This window comes from Trabulsiella odontotermitis, from assembly GCF_001297775.1.
GTDB lineage: Bacteria > Pseudomonadota > Gammaproteobacteria > Enterobacterales > Enterobacteriaceae > Trabulsiella > Trabulsiella odontotermitis.
This window is the reverse complement of sequence record NZ_LIFX01000010.1, coordinates 222189-242627: the sequence shown is the minus strand read 5'-3', so window position 1 is coordinate 242627 and position 20439 is coordinate 222189. Positions and strand designations below refer to the sequence as shown.

Genomic DNA, 20439 nt, shown 5'->3' with positions numbered 1-20439 from the left:
TCACCATTGTTATGTAGGATGGGTTTCTCGAAGTTGGTGCTATCCAGAGCTGGGGAATTTCACATTACCTGAACTTCCCCAGTTTTGCAGAAAGAGTGTCTACGGCTGCGTCCATCACTTGATGAGGGTAATGATGAGCCAAGTTAAATCTCACAGTTGGATATCGCTGTTGCAGCGACAATGACATTATTGGGCTATACGCGACTTCATAGTCGGCGGTTATGTACCAGCAACGGAAGCAGTGTCAAAGCTAAGTTCAGATGTCCGCCCCCTCTGCCAGCAAAGTTGAAAAGGCTGCTGAGAAATATCTTCCACAGCGGCCTTTTTGGCATACAGTCATTGAGTGAGTTAATTCATATTGAAATGAAAAACTCCTCTTCATTTCTCCTCTTATAATCATCATCCCATATGAGTTTTATTCGATATTTGGTTTTGCTACCGAAACTTAGTCCCGCGATGATCTCAATTCCGTGTTGCGGATGCAGTATCTCATATGGGAACTTGTCTTCTACATCCGATATTACAAGGTATTCATCACCATCATTATCAGGAAAGTGAATTTCTAAATTCCTAGCTTCGACTTTGCCTCTATTGTATATTTTTAGCCTGTAATTGTTTCTGGCTATTTTTACCAAGCGAGCACCAAGCTCAGCCTTCATTTCATTGATATCTGACTTTGTTTCTTTTTCCAGAAGCAACTTACGTAATCTATCTTGCTCATCTTTAATAACCTTTTGTTCTCTATCGCTTTTTCTTGATTTAAGCTCGGATGATATGATGGTGTAGATTGATACTGCAAGCGCACCTAAAGCGATGACGTCACTTGTAGTCATTATTTGATCCTTATGTTTTTACTTCCCTTAAAAGCTTTCTTCAGTATGTCGTTAAACTGCTTTTGTATATCCTTCGTCAATTCTTCTTTTACTTCATTAACATGCGCATCAATACTTACGCCATTTTCTTGGATTAACTCATCGTAAGGGAATATTTTCCCGCATCCTATGCATTTGACGATCTCCGAATCTTCGGCATGTTCCATTTCTGAGTTCCCGCATACAGGACATAATAGAGTGATTTTTCTATTATATTTTTCAGGATTCAATTTCATCTATTTTCACCTTTCTTATATACCATTTTTAGTTGCTGACAATATGGATGCTATTGGATTAAAACTTTGGAGATTCACTTAGATTCTCCTTAAATATCTTAACACTGAAGCTATTACCTTGTATCAAACATTTCCTCAGAACGTGACTGTAATGTCTTCAACGCATCGAGCATATCGTCACCATTCAGCGAACGTTGGGATTTCTTTTCTGCTGGTTTTCTACGTCGCCGTGATGGGCCATCACCGGCAGGTATTGCCTGTGAACGATTATTGTCACGCTTATCCTGAACCAGTTTAATAAATTCGAGTGTACGACCGAGGTGACCTTTCCCCTTTCAATACGATACGCCAATGTTAGTAGTGCCCCTATCGGCTGTAGCGACAATTGTGAGCTTCCGCTTCTCCCTCACAGCGTCCCTTCAACTTATTGTATATGGCAGCTTTCTGCCAGAAGCGGAAGTTGATGACATATTCTATGTTAATCAAGTAGATACAGATTGATTAACTTGCGTTCTTTCCTTCGTTGATGTAAATACGGCGACCACGAAAAAAAATGAAATGCCGCTTTGACCTGCTTTGATGCCTTTTCTGTAGGGAGTGCCGCCAAGTCGGATCAGAGGGCATATTACATAAAAATAACTATAGATCATTATGTTAATGAATAAAAATAAACACCTGAACGTTCGAATAAGTTATGCTAAGATAACTGTTTATTCATACAGCATAAATCCAAAGTGAAGTTGTAGCAAACCCTTAGCGTACATAAACAAAAAATCTAAGAGTGAGGAGTTCATTCGATGACTATATCTGAAATGTTTTCAGGGTTTATATCAAATTTATCTATCAATAATGCAGAAACAATCAGCTCTCGCTATGGTGAATTAACCACTGCTTTAAACAAACAGTTCAGAGATACCGAATCTAATACAGCAAATACTTTACAAGTGGGTTCATTTGGGAGAAAAACGGGAATCAGAGGTATTTCAGATCTAGATATGCTATATATTATGCCTAAATCAAAATGGGATAATTACAAAGACGGTAAACAATTAGAACTACTTCAAGATGTCAAATCAGCGATATTAAAAAGGTATCCGACGACGAAAGTTCGTGTGGACAGACTTGTTGTTACTGTAACTTATACCAATTTCCATGTTGAAGTTCAGCCTGTTTTTGAACAAGAGGATTGTAGTTATAAATATCCTGACACGAAAAACGGTGGCAGTTGGAAAATAACGAAGCCCAGAGCTGAAATGACAGCTATAAATAACCTTGACGCAAACAAAAATAGCAACCTCCGTCGGTTATGTAAAATGATAAGGGCATGGCGTAACAAACATGGCTTAGCTATGGGAGGGCTTCTGATTGATACTCTGGTATACAATTTTCTAAACTCAACAACTGAGTATGATGATAAGAGCTATCACTATTATGATTGGTTAAGTAGAGATTTTTTCAAGTATATTCATGAACTTGAAGAACAAACTGAGTATTCAGCCCCTGGCAGTCGTCAACGAGTGAAAGTTAAGAAAAAATTTCAAAAGAAAGCTAAAAAAGCATACCATCTGTGTCTTGAAGCAATTGATGCTAACGGTCAATCGAATGAAAATGATAAATGGAAAAAGGTCTATGGTCGCCCGTTCCCGAAAGCTGAAACTGTATCAAAGGCATCCCTTTCGATCCATACCCACGCAACATGGAAAAACACAGAAGAATTTATCGAAGATAAATTCCCTGTGGATATTAAGGAAAACATAAAAATTGATTGTGAAGTGAAACAAAATGGTTTTCGAGAGTTTTTTCTGCGTGATATGATCTCAAGACATATTCCTCTACGAAATAAAAAGGATTTAAAGTTTGAGGTGAAAGAGATTTCAGTTATACAACCTTATGATATATACTGGAAAGTATTGAATAGAGGTGAAGTGGCAAAGAGAAAAAATAATTTTCGAGGACAAATAGTTGCAGATGCCGGGATGAGACAGAAAATAGAGTCCACCAATTTTCGTGGGGATCACATTGTCGAATGCTATTGTGTTAAAGACGGAGTTGTCGTTGCCAAAGATAGAATTCATGTACCAATAGTAATCGAGGGGAACCGTGATGAATGAAGACCGTTTAATCCTTGAAGGGCAGATAAGAGAATGTTACGGACGGGTCGTTTACTCCCATAAAACTCATGAAAAATGTGCTGACATACTTATCCGTAAGCATGAAAACATAAAATTATGGCAAATAGTCGTGTCAGCATTAGTTACAGGTGGAATAGTTTCAACTTTCTTTGACAAGGGCAACGTTAGCGCTATTATCAGTGTTGTCCTCTCAACCATCCTTTTGATTTTAAATACATATACTAAAAATTATGATTTAGGAGAACTAGCTCAAAAGCATCGGCAAGCTGGCTGTGATCTATGGATTATAAGAGAAGAATATCTTTCATTGTTGACTGATATTCGTATTGGGGATATATCCCTTGATAAAATAAGAGAAAAAAGAGATAAACTTACAAAAGAATTACAGTCTGTATACGCAGGTTCTCCGAGCACAAATTACAAAGCTTATATAGCCGCGCAAAAGGCTCTAAAGGAACTGGAGGATATGACTTTTTCAGATAGTGAAATTGATGCCTTTTTACCAAAAGAATTAAAGCGGTCTTGAACTTATAGCCTAAAAACTTAACATGAGTGAGAATTATAAGATATGATAGTTAATACTCAGCTTGACAAATTTCACTAATTCAACTGTTTTAGCTCAGACCTGACCTGACAGTTACCGATTATTTCTACAAGTTTCTGTCGGATCAGGTGTACACTATTAATCACATGAATTTTTTATATATCAATTTCAATATATCTAGTTTCTATTTCTTCATATTCCTCACATATAATCCTGACCTCAATTATATGCTTTCCTGTTGTTAAAGGAACTATCATGTATTCATCATCAAATGATGACTCTCTCGTGTGTAATAAATTATCAATTTTTATCGTAATTTTTCTTCCATCAAGTTTTGTCCACCACTTTTGATTAATAGGTGGAATTTTACTCAGAAATGATAGATTATTATTCAAAGATGGAAAACGATCCATCACACTATAACCACCACCTAACTGTGTCTGTAAACGGGATAATGCAGAATTTTGCATATATTTATTTTTACTATATTCCGATTTCGCTCGAATTATAGGATTAACTGGAAGAGGCGATTCAGGCTCACTGAATGTGTCATCATTCTCATAAATGAAAAAAGCATCAGGAAATTCGATATCTATATATACATTAGTTGCTTTTATACTTCCTATATTAGACACTAATATTTCAAGTGCTGAGGAATAATTATTTATCTTATAAAATCTTTCAATTTCTTTATTATAATTAAATAATTCATTTTGACTTGGAATCTCCCTATTATATTCCTCTATGTCATCTTCAGAGATATACTCATGTAAATGTGATGGCACATTTTGTAACCTCAAAACATCAGGCATCGTTAGGATTTCATATGAATTGAAATTTTCATCGATAGTCGGTTTATTTATGGAAACATCGATCGATGGCTTTCTAAATGAAATTTTTGATTCAAGATCCAAAACTCTTTTTCGTAATTCTCTGTTTTCTTTACTCAAAGATGTTAACTCTTTTGAAAGCGCTCCATCGATATCTGCCTTATCACCACGAATCCATCCTATCCCAGGTTTCTGCATGATCTGCTTCATCAATGAAATTGATACGCTTTTTATAAGTTGGTCTTTTGTCTCCCAAAATTGAGCCATTTTTGAATTTCTTAACACCAATTCTCTAAATCCATTAATTTCTGAGAGATCATCGTCCCTTCTATCTATTGGTAGAGGCACATTGTCTTTCATGACAAACGCAAGAATAGGTATCTTTCTTTCTAAGGCATACTCATATTCTTTTTGTGTGAAACTAATGCCATCTGATGTTTTTGAGCCATATCTTAAACCTAAAACAAGAATATAATAATCACTAACTTCAATCGTTCGTCTGATAATTTCCCACTGGTCTTCATCTTCAGCACTGAACATCTCCATCCCAATAGGGATATGATACATTTCCAAAATAGCTTTTATAATACTTTCTCTTTCTTCTGCTAAGTCAGAATATGTGGAACTCAGGAAAACTTGATATTTAGTAGATTCCAAGATAACCTCGCATTTCTCTTAATTGCTATACTTTTTGAGCATTAATTACATATTTTAACTTTCATAGTAAACCAGCGAAAACCAAAATCGTATTTTATAATAGAAACAACCGGTTGAGGTTGCTGTATCCAAACATAAAGGTATGTTATATTAACATTAATCTGTAAGTTTAATTACATCAGAAATTTTCATTTTTTTCAAATGATTGTTCTTGTTTATAAAAAATGAAACTGCCTGATGAAGTCAATTGTTGAGGCTTTAAGGGCAAGAGGTCGGTCAGTATCTTTAATTTGCTGTGATAATCGCATTTCACTTTCTTCGATATCATCTGCATACAATAATCTAGATAATCTGTCGTCAGAGATCCGAACCTTTTTTATTTCAGCCCAAACTAGGATGTCAAGCATAGGTATGATGCGATAATTGATAAGCTTCTTTATCGTCCCATACCCGAAACGAACCGAGTCTAATGGGTTCTCATCTATTTCCATGTACTTACGCCATTGTGGTAATGCTGCTTTGAGTGATTCTGCAATTTCTTCGTCTGTACCACTTGAGAGATCAATTTCCAGCATAACCGTTTTTTCGAATTGATCAGGCAAACTCTCTAAGAGAGCTTCTTCCTGTATTTCTCCATTGATGGAATACCTATCATCACCATGCCATACATAATTACCCCGTTGCATTGCGATGATACTTAGTTCTGCCAATCGTTCAAGTGTGGTGAGAAAGAAATGGGACGGCTGAAACAAACGGTTATCCGGGGTCATATAGCTGAGTTGCTTTTCCTCAATCAGAAACGGGTTGCCACTAAAGATTTTTTCGAAGTAGCCCATCAAAACCCTAGATTCAAAGTTTTCCCGGTAACTTTTGAAGAACAATGTGCGCGCCCACAATTCATGGAAGAACCTAATCAGTGTAAGTTCTTCGAAGCGACGATAAGTATCTATATTAAACCAAGTCTGAATTTCTTTGTTATGTTCCGGTTTCCAGTTTTTCATATTATCTACCATGAATGATACGTAACCATATCATATGCTGTTGCGTAGAAAATGGAAAACCCTCCTGCCTAAGCAGGAGGCATTTTGACAATAATGTAAATTTTGGGAACTATTCCCTTTTGAAATCAAATGGTGATACGTACCGCACTTGCAAAATATCAAGATAGTCGGCCCACCATTGCAACATCAATCTACGCTCATCCAAATGCTCAGCCTTATGGATATAAGCCGCTCGCACAGAATTACGTTCCACATGACTCATCTGCCGCTCTACTGCATCTTTTGTCCACAAGCCTGACTCAATCAACGAACTACACGCCATAGTTCTGAAGCCATGCCCACAAACGTCTACTTTCGTATCATAGCCCATAGCACGCAGCGCTTTGTTTACCGTATTTTCACTCATAGGTTTACGTGGATCATGATCGCCAATGAAAACCAACTCACGATCACCACTGATTTCTCTAATTTCTTCCAGGACTTTAAGTGATTGGCGGCTTAACGGGACAAGGTGGGGTGTATGCATCTTAGAACCACGATGAGAATGCTTCACGCCAGGTAGTGGGTCTCGTTCAGCCGGGATAGTCCACATTGCATTTTCAAAATCGATTTCCGACCAACGGGCAAAAAGTAATTCACTTGAACGGATAAATACCAACAAAGTGAGCTGGACAGCCAGTTTGGTCAGCTCTCTCCCCTTATAGCATTCGATATGCCCCAGCAGTTCAGGAATACGATCAAAATTTAGAGCGGGACGATAAATGCGTTTAGCCGTCGCTACAGCTCCAGCCATCTCTTGCGCCGGATTGTAGTCGAGCAAGCCACTTTGAACAGCGTAGCGCATAATTGCTGTTGTACGCTGCTGAAGACGAGAAGCAACCTCAATGCGCCCAGACATCTCAACAGTCCTAACCGGAGCCAAAAGATCACGAGTCTTCAGATCAGCAATGTTGCGTTTGCCAATGAAGGGAAAAAGGTTATCTTCCAAACTTTTTAGTACACGTTTACTATGATCTTCTGACCATTTTTTATTGTTTGCGTGCCAGTTTCTGGCTACAGCTTCGAAAGTCAGTGCCCCACTTTGCTCAATCTTGTCTTCCTTCTTTTTCTCAGAAGGATCGATACCATTGGAAATGAGCTTCCTGGCTTCATCACGCTTTCTGCGAGCATCAGCGAGAGAAATCGTAGGATAAACCCCTAGTGCTAATACTTTTTGCTTGCCGCTAAAGCGATACTGAAACCGCTAGTATATCAGCACCAGACATCATGCATTTTAAATGCGGGGAAAGCGGTCAGGGTCTCCCTATATTTACTTGAGATAGCAACATCAATACGAGCAACACGCCGGTAACAACAATAATCAGTGATACAAGGTTATGCCGCTGTTTAGCGATACCACAAAACATCGCAATAGCGCCACTTAGCAACAATATCCCAGACAGCACATATAACGCATTTCCGGTATGACTCCAGCCCCGCAGGCACAGTAACCCCGGCACAACCATCGACCAGCCAGTTCTGCGCCAGGACAGGTGCGTACGCTCCGGTTGCAGGCCCGGATCTCTTCTCACTATGGTCTTCCCTGCCACAGTAACACTCCCAGCAATATTGCCAGGAAGATCATAAGCGCCGCCAGAATGACCAGCGCACGAGTGTAGGGTAAATTGTTTTCAAGACGCATTGCATACTCATTCCGGCGCCAGCGTCGCCATGCCATAAACCCCATGGCTGACGCAGCTACCAGGAGTAGCATTGAGATGCCGATACGCAGTTCAGCAGAAGATATTTGGGGGGCGAACTGCTCGATGCCGACAGCGCCCGCCATCAGCGCCAGAGCAGTACGGATCCAGGCAAGAAAAGTACGTTCATTGGCGAGCGTAAAACGGTAATCGGGGGTTTTGCCGGCAAGCCACCACTTACCCTTTGGGTGTGTTGACTGACTGTTATCCTGTAGACTCACGTTTAATCCTTTCTTTTATCAGTAATTCTTTAATCGACAGTCCGGTTGATGCGCTGTCGCGAAGGTTGTGCCGAGTGATTTCTGTGCACAAAAACTCAATTATGAAGAGCTGTGACATACGGGTGGCGATCGAGTCGCCTTGGTAGGGGCCAGCGCTGCCACTGGTCAGCAACCAGGTATCCGCCAGTTCAGTCAGCGGTGACTGTGGGCTGTGCGTTATGGCCAGACACTGTGCCCCCGCTTTTTTGGCCAGCCGGAAAGCATTCACCACTTCCGGCGTTTCGCCAGAGTGAGAAAACGCGACCACCAGGTCTTCGGGTTTGAGGTTGGCGAGTTTCAGAGTCATGGTGAAACGGTCGGTGTAGGCTTCCGAATCAATGCCCTGACGGTTCATTTTGTCACGAGCTTCCATTGCAGAAAGACCAGAAGCTCCAAAACCTACGAACAGAACACGGTTAGCTGTCAGAAACCTTTCGACCACCGGGTTGACCACTTTCATATCCAGCAGACCGATGGTCTCATTCAGGGTAGTTTCCACCGTCATGGCAATCTTCTGCGCCACATCGTTGCGGGTATCATCCAGGAAAATATCCGGGGAAGATGGTAACACTTGTTCGCGATCGTCCAGCAACTCGCGTTTAAGGGCCGCTTTCAGTTCAAGCAGTCCGGTATAACCAATTTTTTTGCAAAAGCGCACGATAGTTGCTTCGCTGACCGACATGGCTTCAGCCAGTTTACGCACCGGCATCTGCGCCACTGCCGCAGATTGCTCCAGAATAAACCGGGCAATATGCTGGTCCGTTTCACCGAGTCCACCCAGTACATTACTGATATACACCCGCACATTTTCGCGATTTACGCTCATTGCAGCACCTGACCCTTTTGCATGAAAAATAACAGGTATTCTGTCAATCCCTGCATGTGCGTCCACCGCAAAGCGCAGTCTGACGCTAAATACCTGGCTCTGACCCGGCGCAAGATGTCGTATTCCGCGCTTATTCTCTGCATTTCCGTCAAAATCAGGCGCATCGGTCGTCCCGGCGAGTGGCTCGATACAGAGCAGGTCAGCGCCAGGGACGCTCCAGAGTGCCAGCCAGTCGTGTTCAGCTGTTTCAAGCGTCATGACAATTGTTCCGTCAGGTGAGCAAATCAGGACCTGTTGCTGCTGGCAGTCGCCGAAGTAAATGGCGCCATCACGGAAGGATGCCTCTGTCAGCGGAAAGGACGTAACTTTCTGATTCTGACCTTCCGTTACCAGCATTCTGTTACGAGTCGTAAAGGGTCCTCTGACAGCCTTTTCACCAAACTTAACATGCCAGCCCGTTTTGCTGGCCACTGGCAGTGCGAATCCCGGGTGCCAGCCAATGGAATACCAGAAAGACTGAAGGTCATCATTAAAGACATGTTGTCTCACACTGAGCCCGTCTTCATGCAACGCGATTTGTAGCTGAACCCGCCAGCACCATGGCCACAGACCCAGAGTTTCAGGTGTGGCCCGGGCTTCCAGCACCAGGTGATTAACACTCTGCTCAATGCAGGTAAATGTCTGACCTCGCAAAAAGCCGTGTGCCGATAGTGGCAGGAACTGTCCGTCAACCCGGACGCCTTCATGGACAAGCGCCCCGACCACCGGAAACAGCATGGTGGCCGAGTTATTCCAGACGCCTGGCCGCGGTTGCCACAGCCACTCACGACCAGCAAGTTTATCGCGGATACTGGATAGCTCAGCGCCTGTCGCGTGCACTGCAACCAGAAAGCGATCGTTTTCAAGCGGCCAGACACTCATGGTTACGCTGTCCTCAGTAACAATCGGGTCTGATAAACCAGTGCCTTATGCCGGTCTCCGGTAAAGCAGGCATCAATCAGAGTGAAGATGTCCGTTTCTGTCAGTAAATGTCCGACGGGGAAATGATTCAGAAGCGCTTCCGGAGATAAGCCCTGTTCCCCGGCTGCACTGATGACAAAGCGTAACGCCTCTTCCACGCCATGATGCTTACAGCGATACTCTTTTTCCGTCCACAGAGTCTGTCTTGCCCAGCGCTCAGCAAAGGCCTGTTCCCGCTCAAGTGACAGCGTGTCCAGTTCGAAACGGGCGTAGAGTTCCGCTGGTGCATCATGCAACTGCATCATCGTGTTAATTGCCTGTGCATACTGAAACACACGTTCGCTGTCGTGAAGAGCATTAATTTGCTGCGGATCGGCTTTCAAATCGAAGAGTTTATCTCCGAACCGCCATGGATTCAGATACCCGAAGGTTGCAGGGATTTGCATGATCTGCGCACCCTGTGTGAAATCAAAACCGGGATGGATGCTGATATTCTGCAGTTCACTTACTTTGAACATACTGTCTATCCTGGCTGGCATCAGGGTGTATTCATACAGATTCTCCTTCTTTTCCTTCCGCGGACAACGCATATAGACATAGTCGCCGTCGGTAATATTGATGTGGCCGCCAAAATAGCCAAACATCGCATAATCACGTACCGGAGTGTCATTTTCCACCGCCCGACGCAGCGGTTTACCGGTCATGGATGGCGGACGTGGAATATCGAAATACTCCAGCAGAGTCGCCGGAATATCGACAGTCTGAGCCAGCGCGCAGCGACGAACGCCTTCGGCTTTACAACGAGGATCGCGGATAAAGAACGGTGTGTTAGCGATCTCGTTGTATACCGGCATGATGTTCTTGCCCCACCACTGATGCTCACCGAGCAGGAACCCATGGTCAGTACAGACGATAAACATTGTGTCTTCCCACAGATCCAGTGCTTTCAGCTTGTCCATAACCTGACCAAGGTAGTCATCACACATGGTGATAAGTGCCTGGTAGAATTTCCGGACTTTATCTTCATCCATGCCGCCTGGTGCGCCACAGTAGTAAGGTACCCACCCGTCAAATTCATCAGGCGTGCAGCCATACTGAGCAAGGTATTTTCCCGGGACAAAGAAAGGTTCATGGGGATCGAAACACTCAATCTGCAGGAACCAGTTATCCTGATCTTTGTTGGTTTCCAGGAAATCCATACCCGCCCTGATGGTGCGGTGAGTGAAGTGCTCTTCCTGGGTGGGCATCGCCGCACGGTTGATCAGATCCTGAGTCATACGTCCTGTGCGGCGTCGCAGGGTTTCGTCGTCTTCCATTCCCTGCCAGTTGATAGCCGGTTTTTCTACCTGTCCTTTCCAGCAATCCCCTTCCTGGCCGCGGATAAACTCAAACGTGGAATAACGGGTATGGTAGGTTGCCCCGCCATCACGCCAGTAGTGTTTATGGTCGGTCACCATATGGGTATGTACGCCAGCCTGCTTCATCGCCTCAAACGTGGAGAAATCGAACGGCTCCAGTGGCCCCCAGCTGCGGTGCAGAAAATTGTAACGCCCGGTATGCAGTTCGCGCCGGGCCGGCATGCAGGGCATGCTGCCGACATAGAAGTTATCAAACTGCGCAGATTCACGGGCCAGCCGGGTAAAGTTGGGGGTGATGGCATCGCCCCCATAAGGGGCGAGGTGGTTACGCGTCAGCGTATCAAACATCAGCATTACAGCTTTCATAAGACGTCTCTTCTTTATGAACCGATAAATTCTTCAACTTCGTTTTTAATCAAGGTCACATGCGGTCCGTAGACCACCTGCACCCCCTCTCCACGGATAAACGCCCCACGGCTGCCGAGTTGTTTAAAGGCATCAACCAGAACGCTTTGCGGGTTTTTGACCGTGATACGAAGACGGGTGGCGCAGCAGTCCACATCCACAATGTTGTCCCGGCCTCCCAGCGCCTGCACGATCCTCGCAGCTCGCTCATTGCCACTGACCGATGCAACCGGGGTTTCATCGTCGGCTTCATCTTCACGGCCAGGTGTTTTCAGCTGACGCCATTTGATAAGGAAGCGGAAGGAGAAGTAGTACAGGCAGAACATCACGGCACCGAGTGGCAGCATCAGCAGCCAGTTAGTTTTGGCATTGCCCTGAAGGACACCAAACAACAGGAAGTCGATAAGCCCGCCGGAAAACGTCTGTCCGACCGTGATTTGCAGGATGTGTGTGAACATAAATGCCACACCGGTCAGCACAATGTGTACGCCATACAGCAGTGGTGCGCAGAACATGAAGGCAAATTCCAGCGGCTCTGTGATACCGGTGACAAAGGCCGTCAGTGCCGCGGACAGCATCAGACTGGCGACTTTTTTCTTGTTCTCAGGGCGGGCTGAATGGTAAATGGCCAGTGCTGCACCCGGCAGACCAAACATGAAGTCCGCAAAGCGCCCGGCCATGAAACGGGATACCCCAATGTAGTACTGTGTCACCGAAGGGTCTGCCAACTGGGCAAAGAAGATTTTCTGCGTGCCCTGTACCAGTTGTCCGTTCACCATCTGCTCACCGCCCACACTGGTCAGCCAGAAAGGCAAATAGAACAAGTGATGCAGACCGAGGGGAATGAGGCATTTGAGGATCATGCCGTAGAACAGGGTGCCAATATAACCGGTTTTCTCAACCAGCCAGCCCAGATGGGTAATACCTGTCTGGATATGTGGCCAGACCCAGAACAGAGCGACGCCAAGAAAAATGGCGAAAAAAGAACTGACAATAGGCACGAAACGGGAGCCGCTGAAAAAAGCCAGCAGGCTTGGCAGCTCTGTTTTACCGAACCGTTTCTGGACCCAGAAGGCTAACAGGCCACTCAGTATTCCTCCCATCACACCCGTTTGCAGAGTGGTCATCCCCATCACGCTCGCCTGCCCGGCTGCGGCCAGGTTCTCTGTCGCCAGTGTTCCGGACAGTAACAACGATGCGTTGATCGCCTTGTTCATGACGATAAAGCAAAGTACTGCCGCAAGACCTGCCGTTCCTTTGTCGCTGCGGGCCATACCGACGGCAATCCCCACGGCAAACAGCAGAGAGAGATTATCGAAGACCACGCCGCCGCACAGTTTCATTATGGTAAAAATCGACTGAATCAATTCACTGCTGAGGACTGGATAGGTGGAGATGGTAACCGGATTGGTGAAAACGCCGCCGAATCCCAGAAGCAGGCCTGCAGCAGGCAGGACAGCAATCGGCAGCATAAACGATTTACCCAGATTTTGTGCTCCGGCAAACAGTTTGCTCATAAAGACCCCTGATGTTGGTGCTATGAAGTTTATATTTCATGTTATATTGATATCAATGAAAATTATATTTCGATCCTTTTCGGCCAAAGTCAAAACACATTGATAAAAGGGTGAGCAATATCACTAAACTTCATGTGTGATTCATTCAGGAGCGACCATGAACAAACCTTTCCATCTGATGGCCAAACCCGTCAGCTATCAGTGCAATATCGCCTGCGATTACTGCTTCTATCTGGAAAAAGAACAGGGCACGCTAAAACCCCGTAAGGCCGCACGCCATATGGATGATGCCACGCTTGAAGCCTATGTCCGGCAGTACATTGAAGCGAACCCTGGCCCGGAAGTGGAATTCACCTGGCAGGGAGGCGAGCCAACACTTGCCGGCATTCCGTTTTATGAAAAGGCGCTGCAGTTGCAAAGCAAATATGCGGAGAAGAAGCATATCCGTAACAGTATTCAGACCAACGGTGTGCTGATTGATGAAGGGTGGGCTGTATTTCTCGCTAAAAATCAGTTCCTTGTCGGCCTTTCGATTGATGGCCCGGCCTGGCTGCATGACCGTTACCGGAAAACCAGAAGTGGACAGTCTGTTTTTCACAAAATATTGCGGGCTATGGAATTGCTGAAGAAACATCGTGTTGATGTGAATGTTCTCGCTGTCGTTAACAATGTTACTGCTGAACATCCACAGGAGATTTACGAGTATCTGACACAGGACCTGAAGGCTGAATTTGTTCAGTTTATCCCGGCAGTCGAACAACGTCCGGCGAATGAAAAGTACGGTGAATTACTCTATCCGCAGACACTCACCGGTTCCGTTACTGAGTGGTCAGTATCCGGGGAGCAATGGGGGCAATTCATGAAAGGGGTATTTGACCTCTGGGTACGCAGGGATGTTGGCCGTGTGTACGTTCAGATGTTTGACAGTGCGCTGGCGGCCTGGCTGGGTGAAAAACCATCATTGTGTGTGATGCAGTCCTCCTGTGGCCATGGCCTGGTAGTGGAACAAAATGGTGATGTTTACAGCTGCGACCATTATGTATTCCCTGAACACCGACTGGGAAATCTGCGTCGTGACAGTCTGGCGAAAATGGCCGCCAGTAAGCAGCAACGTAAATTTGGGCTTGCCAAAACAGAGGTGAGTGCAGAGTGCATGCGTTGCGAGTGGCGATTTGCCTGCCATGGCGGCTGTCCCAAACACCGTATCCATAAAATGGGTGATCGCTGGCATAACCACCTGTGTGCAGGTTATAAGGCGATATTCAGTCATATTGACCCGTATATGCGGTATATGGCTGAGCAAATCCAGATGCAGCGTCCGCCCGCGAGTGTGATGTATGTGGATATACCGACTGGCTCGTCAGAAGACAACCTCAGTATCATTTAACAATTCATGATACCAGTAATGACTATTCTATTTTGCGTAATAGGTGGACTGGTCAGATACCCGTAAATCTCAAACGGTGCGGCTTCGGCGATCATCTTTTAATTTGACAGCTAATGGGCAACTTCCGCTCCTCGCGCAGAACAGACGGTGATTGATTGATGATACTGCCTCATGATGCACTTTCTAAAGATAAACAACGTGATATAATGCATTCAGCGAACGATTCAGCCATTCTGTGGCCTGTTTTTTCGCGGCAAAAAGTAAACCGCCATGTGAAGAGCCTGAACCCCATATACATCGGAGCTGCGAGTTATTCTTTCGTCCAGTCTTCAACCACCAGTCCCGGTACCATAGAAAAAGCGGTGTCACTGGTAACTATAGTCATTCCCATACTGGTGGCATGAGCGGCTATTAACTGATCAAGTGCCCCCATTACCAGCCCTGTACGTTCCATACTGGCACGTTGTTCACCATAAACCAGCGCAGCCTGACTATCCCATACAACGACCTGTGCAATATCAAGAAACGATTCAATCAACCGCAATAGGGGCTTACTCTGGCGTTTGGCTGCACCATAACGTAATTCCGCCTCGGTAATACTGGAGATACACACCTCTGTCACTGGTGTGTTCTGGATTTTAGCCATAACGATCGGATTCTGGCGGAACAGATAACTCACCGTATTGGTGTCCAGCATATACATTAGTCAGTCCATACTTCAAACGGATCGCGTTCTGCTACACCCTGGGCTCGGTCACTGGCGTTCATGAAATCGTCAGGCACGTTAACGCTGTTCAGTGCGTTGAAAAAAGTTTCCCATTCATCGTGGCGCGGGCGGTGCTTTGACAATATCACATCACCGTTTTCAGTCTGGCTGATATAGACCCGGTCAGTGTCAAACTCAAACTGCACAGGAAGCCTTACGGCCTGATTTCTGCCATTACGGAACAACATAGCTACTCGATGCATATTTCACCTCCGAATACTTGATGCTCATTAAAAGTGTAGAACGTCCCAATGCATATGTCAAAGGCATATGCCTGTGTAGTCCTTTCGGAACCGTGATCATTTGCTGTATAACAAAGTAAGTCACCTTGTAAGCACACCCGTTTTAGTTCCATGCATTTTTTGAGATCCCGGACAAATAATGGTGCTGTCGGTATTCCTCCGGTGTCATATTGTTCAGCGATTCATGCGTGGCCAGTAGCGCCGGGTTGCGTACCGATAGACGCTGCTTTCCCCTGCGACGAAAATTCAGTTTCAGCAGGCAGTAAATCCGGTGCACGCGTTTTAGGCAGCAACCATTGTGGTTTCCACAACGGTTGATTTGAATCGTTGCTTTAGCTTGGAGTACTGAAATGCCCAGTCCATACATCAGTGAAGTGCTTCTGACTCCATATATGAAACCCGCTTCTTCAATTTGGATATTCTTATCTTTTTGTTCAGGTTTCTTAACCAGTCAAACATGCGTCACCTGCATAAAAATGTCACAACCAGAGTGACAGTACAGGGAGGGTGACCGGGCATTTAAACCGCTGGAAGACGGCGGGCATATTTCCCTTATGGGTATTGTATTAGCCACGCACCCGGTCATAAATCAAAACTCAGAACACAAAAAACGCCAATCCGTCGAGCAACTACCAGATAGATAGCAACCGGTTGTCAGTAGGATGTGTTAACTCTCCCTACCATAGCTTTTACGGAATCAGAAGAACCATAACCGTGGATAGTTTTCGTAAAAAGAGCAGTCCCATCAGGTTGAATTGTCCACTGGCTTATTGTGAATGCGCCGTTATCACCTTCGCCATAACCGATTACAGAATTGGGTCTCAGGGGTTGATATGTGACATCTCCTGAGTCAAGCCCGTTATACTGAACTGACGCTGAGTTATAAGAGGGCTCAATGCATATTACGAATTTACCATTAAAGGCATCGTCTGACTGTTTATATCCATTTGATTGAGCGTAACTCACACCTTTTAAATCCGTAACCGTCCAGCATTTGGCGACAGAACTACCTGAAAGTATAAGCAGCACTACAGTAAGAATTTCTTTCATTTCGCCACTCCTGCACAGAACCAGTTATCATTAGGATCTTCTTTTTGAATGGTCTGCTGTAACAGATAATAATCTTTAGCGTAATTAAATTTAGCACGGTGTGTGATGACACCAAGGCCGCGGTCATGATAAAGATGCACCATCGGCTCCTTGTGTGTCAGGGCAAAATCCAGCTCTTTCCATGCGGATTGCTGGCTATTGTCGCACCCGGTGAGCAGCACAGAAATAATAACCATCGTGTAGGGATAGAACTTTTTCACATCAGTACCCATAGCATTGCTGTTGCAACCAGTATCCCACCTGGAGCGTCATACATGGTTAGTGTAGCCTGAAAATCAGGCGCTTGAATCTGGCCCAGAGTTGGAGTTTGTCTTCTTCATGTGGCGTTAGCACAATAACAAAAATTTATGTTAGGTAATAAGCGTTAAAAACGCCCGGTGCAGATTATGAGGGATGAAGATCATTGTCACGGAGCCAGAGGGAAACGGACAAGCGGTATAAAGAACCGCTCATGGCATCCTCACCAGCAGTGACAGCCGTCAGTGAATCCTCTTCATATTGTTCGCCATTTGAAGATCTGGTTGGCATTGATGCCATGCAGACGTGCAACGCCCTTCAGACCCTGGCTGTACTTCAACCATCTTATTATTCTGACTGGTGTTCACATAGTTCTAAGACTGCTTCTTATTTTATGAGAGGCGAAGTGTCTGGTGAGCTACGGGACTACTCCAGTAGCTGAAACCAGCCATCATCTTAAAAAACCTTATTAACCCCATATTTAATCAGCTAAATAATCAATCAATAATGCCGATACTGGATAGATGTTCAATCCCCTTGTCTGTATAGAAATGAAAGAGGTCATTATGAAAATTGTGAGCGATAGCATAGAAGTAAAATCTCGTCTAAGAAGATACAAACCGAGTTTATCCAGCAAAATAATTCAACCTGATGAAAGTTATAACTATAAGAAACTGGAAGATCTTTCAAAAGAGTTAATTAATTGTTCTGATACAAACGACAAGACCCAACTACTATTATATATAGCTGATGAAATAGTTAAACAAGATGGTGTTAAAGCATATGCAGTGTGCCAGCATGGCTGTGCTCATTGTTGTAAGATCCATGTATCTGTAACAGCTCTGGAAGCATATTTGATCGGACAAGAAATAGGTAAAAATCCAGTGCAAAGAAAAGTACAAAGCAAGAATGATTATTGTCAGTTCCTTGATAAGAATAATGCTAGCTGTACCATATATAAAGTTAGACCACTTCATTGTAGAAGTTTTCATTCGCTGGATCATTATGAATACTGTACAGATTTGAAAATAGAACATCTTATATTCAAGACTGCATATAGCGTTCGTCTTTTAGAGATCGAGAAAACATTGCAATCCGGGAGTCGATGCCTTGTAGCTGATATCCGTGAATGGTTTTAGCTATATACGTTTAGGTGCTATTTCAACATTTAGCACCTTAGTTCAGAATCGAGAATCAAATGTGCTATATTAGCATACAACTCTTTTAATTTTTCTTCTTTGTTTAAATTCAAAATATAGGCTACAGCATGCTCTCTTATTATTTCTTCATTTCTCCTGTCATCCGGGCTGAATTTGTTAATTTTATAAAAACTCACAATAGAAATAATCGCAGGCAATCTATCATATCCCATACATGCTGGAATGGATATATCAGTTCTTTTGTTATTGTGTGGCATAAGACCTTTACCCTTATTTTATATTGAATAATCATTATTATCATAAATATCTCAATATAATAATTTGTCAATACCTCCGAGTAAACATATTTTAATTATACTTCATTAAAAATTTAATTCCTGATAAACACATCAAAGACAGACAAATTCATGTCAGGCTCTCTCATCCTTGATCGGCTAAATCCTGGCTTGATTAAGGGTGGGCTATCAGCATTTTATTTATGGCTTATGATAATTAACAATAGAAACGGAACATCTAATCTTTATATCCCGATACAATATTCGACCTCCGCTTCTCGCTCATAGCAAACCTGACGATCACCAAGCCTGTCCGCTGGGTGCCAAAAGCGGATGTTTCTAACATCAGACTGAGACATTGATGAGGAAATGTAATAAGCATATTGCCACCTTCAGGTGATGATGGTGCCTAAACGACAACCCAACAATAGGTTTTCTACAGCGACGATGGCCATATGCGTGGGATAATTTTATTTGCCGTTAACGGCGCCAACTGCTTAAATGAATTATCAGAAGGGGATAACCAGAGGATTTCCTCAATTTCAGCGGCGGGTCGAACCTCCTGAATGCACCGTTCTGTACTGAACATACTGGCATGAATAAGATGGCCTGGTTCATTAGCCGCTATATCTGTAAATTCGCCAAGCGGCTTAAGCTCTTCAGGTGATACTTCAATATTCAGTTCTTCCCTGAGCTCCCGAATCAGTGCTGACTGAGCGTCTTCTCCGGGCTCAATTTTTCCGCCGGGTTGCATAAAATATGCGGTACCTCTCTTCCTGACCAGAAGTAAATGCCCTTTCCCATCCGTTAAGATAGCTGCAGCAATGTAAATAGTTTTTGATTCAAACATGGCGAATTCCGTTCTGAGTTGTCCACTTTGAAACAGGTGCTGTGTAGGTTTTAAAATAATCAATGATATCGCGTAAATTTTCAGAATACAGAAGCATGTCTGCGTACTCTTGTTTCATGAAACCTTCATTTACCATTTGCTGCACCATCACTTTTAGTGGATTGTAAAAGTGATTAACGTTCAGAAATGCACAGGGTTTATCATGTATTCCCAGTTGTGCCCAAGTCCACTGTTCGAATATTTCCTCAGCAGTTCCTGCCCCTCCCGGCAATGCGATAAAACCAGATGATAACTCTGCCATCACATTTTTTCGCTGGTGCATGTTGTCCACCACCTGAAGCTCGGACAGTCCGGTGTGAGCAATCTCTCGCTCCAGTAAGGATTTCGGAATCACTCCTGTTACATGCCCTCCATATGAGAGGGCTGAGTCAGCGACGGCTCCCATGAGGCCTACACGCCCGCCACCATAAACGATACGGATCTCCTGTTCTGCCAACCATTTACCCACATGACGAGCAGCGTCCATGTAAGCTGTTGAACAGCCCTCAGAAGAGCCACAGAATATTCCTACGGTGCGCATATTTTCTCCTAAAGCAAATGAACAAAAGTCCCCGTAATGGGGAAAATCAAGCGAATCTCATGATAACACTCTCCCTCTTCTGAAGGGAGTATGGATATTCCTGTTTGAGGGTCTATGTAGTTCCCAATAGGCTGCTCATAGTTTATACGCTCTTTTGAACCAGGAGTCCCAACAGCAACGTTACCTACTTGCTGACTAGTTCCCAATTTAGGAAGCAATGAGTCTGGGGAAACTGAAAGGGTACTCTTATTCAACCCTGCTTCAGAAGCGATTTTATATTCATTCGTTCCAGGCACGTGTTTATTTTGCTGCCCTTTATTGATCGAAAAGTTAGCGCCCCCGCCTCCTTTCAGTGGATTGCCACTCTCATCGAGAACTTTGGCAGTACTATTAAATAAAGGGTTAATGTCAATAATTTTGGCAGGTCGCAGTCCAAGCCGCTTTTCTTCTTCCTCGCTGAGTGAGTTATTCTCAACAACAACTCTCGCTGACGCG

At 44.2% G+C, this 20439-nt stretch carries 20 protein-coding genes and 4 pseudogenes; 4 read left to right on the top strand and 20 right to left on the bottom strand.

The genetic code is table 11. The features are described from left to right. Positions 1-353: 353 nt before the first annotated feature. The 3 genes and pseudogenes from AOY23_RS14980 to AOY23_RS21895 form a co-directional block, all read right to left on the bottom strand. On the bottom strand, positions 354-833 hold the full coding sequence (locus tag AOY23_RS14980) for a hypothetical protein (protein WP_054179556.1): 480 nt from the start codon (positions 831-833) through the stop codon (positions 354-356). Continuing rightward, positions 833-1108, bottom strand: a complete 276-nt coding sequence (locus tag AOY23_RS14975) for an ECs_2282 family putative zinc-binding protein (protein WP_054179555.1) — start codon at positions 1106-1108, stop codon at positions 833-835. The genes AOY23_RS14980 and AOY23_RS14975 overlap by 1 nt, the downstream gene beginning before the upstream one ends. Before the next feature lie 113 nt (positions 1109-1221). Continuing rightward, positions 1222-1428, bottom strand: a pseudogene (locus AOY23_RS21895) (ISNCY family transposase); the annotation flags it as partial. Positions 1429-1905: 477 nt separating this feature from the next. Here AOY23_RS21895 and AOY23_RS14970 point away from each other — a divergent pair. Together AOY23_RS14970 and AOY23_RS14965 are read left to right on the top strand one after the other, a co-directional pair. Next, positions 1906-3219, top strand: coding sequence for a nucleotide-binding domain-containing protein (locus tag AOY23_RS14970; protein ID WP_054179554.1), 1314 nt, complete (start codon positions 1906-1908; stop codon positions 3217-3219). After that, on the top strand, positions 3212-3766 hold the full coding sequence (locus AOY23_RS14965) for an SLATT domain-containing protein (protein ID WP_054179553.1): 555 nt from the start codon (positions 3212-3214) through the stop codon (positions 3764-3766). The genes AOY23_RS14970 and AOY23_RS14965 overlap by 8 nt, the downstream gene beginning before the upstream one ends. Positions 3767-3939: 173 nt before the next feature. On the opposite strand, the gene AOY23_RS14960 is transcribed toward AOY23_RS14965, so the two are convergent. From AOY23_RS14960 to AOY23_RS14925, 8 genes and pseudogenes are all read right to left on the bottom strand, one after another. Then, complete coding sequence (locus AOY23_RS14960) at positions 3940-5271, bottom strand: DUF4062 domain-containing protein (protein ID WP_054179552.1); 1332 nt, start codon at positions 5269-5271, stop codon at positions 3940-3942. A gap of 156 nt (positions 5272-5427) precedes the next feature. After that, a pseudogene (locus AOY23_RS14955) lies at positions 5428-6272 on the bottom strand (DUF6387 family protein). 109 nt (positions 6273-6381) lie between these two features. After that, positions 6382-7515, bottom strand: a pseudogene (locus AOY23_RS14950) (tyrosine-type recombinase/integrase); the annotation flags it as partial. A 49-nt stretch (positions 7516-7564) separates the two neighbouring features. Continuing rightward, complete coding sequence (locus AOY23_RS23225) at positions 7565-7843, bottom strand: DUF202 domain-containing protein (protein ID WP_072171015.1); 279 nt, start codon at positions 7841-7843, stop codon at positions 7565-7567. Continuing rightward, complete coding sequence (locus tag AOY23_RS14945) at positions 7843-8232, bottom strand: YidH family protein (protein WP_054179551.1); 390 nt, start codon at positions 8230-8232, stop codon at positions 7843-7845. Before AOY23_RS14945 ends, AOY23_RS23225 begins: the two co-directional genes overlap by 1 nt. Further along, entirely contained in the window at positions 8216-10018 is a 1803-nt protein-coding gene (locus tag AOY23_RS23020; RefSeq protein ID WP_235501656.1) for an aldose epimerase family protein, read from the bottom strand. Before AOY23_RS23020 ends, AOY23_RS14945 begins: the two co-directional genes overlap by 17 nt. 2 nt (positions 10019-10020) lie before the next feature. Next, positions 10021-11781, bottom strand: a complete 1761-nt coding sequence (locus tag AOY23_RS14930) for a sulfatase (RefSeq protein ID WP_054179550.1) — start codon at positions 11779-11781, stop codon at positions 10021-10023. Between the two features lie 14 nt (positions 11782-11795). Beyond that, a complete protein-coding gene (locus tag AOY23_RS14925) occupies positions 11796-13337 on the bottom strand; it encodes a PTS transporter subunit EIIC (protein ID WP_054179549.1) in 1542 nt (513 codons plus the stop codon). A 157-nt stretch (positions 13338-13494) separates the two neighbouring features. On the opposite strand from AOY23_RS14925, the gene AOY23_RS14920 reads away from it, so the two are divergent. Further along, positions 13495-14724, top strand: coding sequence for an anaerobic sulfatase maturase (locus tag AOY23_RS14920; protein WP_054179548.1), 1230 nt, complete (start codon positions 13495-13497; stop codon positions 14722-14724). 310 nt (positions 14725-15034) lie between these two features. On the opposite strand, the gene AOY23_RS14915 is transcribed toward AOY23_RS14920, so the two are convergent. From AOY23_RS14915 to AOY23_RS14900, 5 genes and pseudogenes are all read right to left on the bottom strand, one after another. Then, entirely contained in the window at positions 15035-15427 is a 393-nt protein-coding gene (locus AOY23_RS14915; RefSeq protein ID WP_054179547.1) for a type II toxin-antitoxin system VapC family toxin, read from the bottom strand. Next, the gene (locus AOY23_RS14910; protein WP_321164312.1) at positions 15427-15636 is read right to left on the bottom strand and encodes an antitoxin; all 210 of its coding nucleotides are present in this window, start codon (positions 15634-15636) and stop codon (positions 15427-15429) included. Before AOY23_RS14910 ends, AOY23_RS14915 begins: the two co-directional genes overlap by 1 nt. 268 nt (positions 15637-15904) lie before the next feature. Beyond that, positions 15905-16015 (bottom strand): annotated as a pseudogene (locus AOY23_RS22890) (IS3 family transposase); the annotation flags it as partial. Positions 16016-16386: 371 nt separating this feature from the next. Next, entirely contained in the window at positions 16387-16782 is a 396-nt protein-coding gene (locus AOY23_RS14905; RefSeq protein ID WP_054179545.1) for a hypothetical protein, read from the bottom strand. Then, positions 16779-17042 carry a hypothetical protein gene (locus tag AOY23_RS14900; protein ID WP_152958568.1) on the bottom strand — a complete coding sequence of 88 codons (264 nt, stop codon included), beginning with the start codon at positions 17040-17042 and terminating at the stop codon, positions 16779-16781. The genes AOY23_RS14905 and AOY23_RS14900 overlap by 4 nt, the downstream gene beginning before the upstream one ends. Positions 17043-17645: 603 nt before the next feature. On the opposite strand from AOY23_RS14900, the gene AOY23_RS21880 reads away from it, so the two are divergent. Beyond that, positions 17646-18218: a YkgJ family cysteine cluster protein gene (locus AOY23_RS21880; protein ID WP_160316738.1), complete on the top strand. Its 573-nt coding sequence runs from the start codon at positions 17646-17648 to the stop codon at positions 18216-18218. 29 nt (positions 18219-18247) lie between these two features. Here AOY23_RS21880 and AOY23_RS22635 read toward each other — a convergent pair whose 3' ends face one another. The 4 genes from AOY23_RS22635 to AOY23_RS23220 all read right to left on the bottom strand — a co-directional run bounded on the left by AOY23_RS22635 (position 18248) and on the right by AOY23_RS23220 (position 20267). Next, positions 18248-18496 (bottom strand): hypothetical protein, encoded by a 249-nt coding sequence (locus AOY23_RS22635; RefSeq protein WP_152958566.1) that lies wholly within the window; start codon positions 18494-18496, stop codon positions 18248-18250. Positions 18497-18950: 454 nt separating this feature from the next. Further along, on the bottom strand, positions 18951-19364 hold the full coding sequence (locus AOY23_RS14890; protein WP_054179542.1) for an NUDIX hydrolase: 414 nt from the start codon (positions 19362-19364) through the stop codon (positions 18951-18953). After that, positions 19357-19944, bottom strand: coding sequence for an LOG family protein (locus AOY23_RS14885; RefSeq protein ID WP_054179541.1), 588 nt, complete (start codon positions 19942-19944; stop codon positions 19357-19359). The genes AOY23_RS14890 and AOY23_RS14885 overlap by 8 nt, the downstream gene beginning before the upstream one ends. An 8-nt stretch (positions 19945-19952) precedes the next feature. Further along, positions 19953-20267 (bottom strand): polymorphic toxin type 50 domain-containing protein, encoded by a 315-nt coding sequence (locus AOY23_RS23220; protein WP_407830019.1) that lies wholly within the window; start codon positions 20265-20267, stop codon positions 19953-19955. Between the last annotated feature and the right edge of the window lie 172 nt (positions 20268-20439).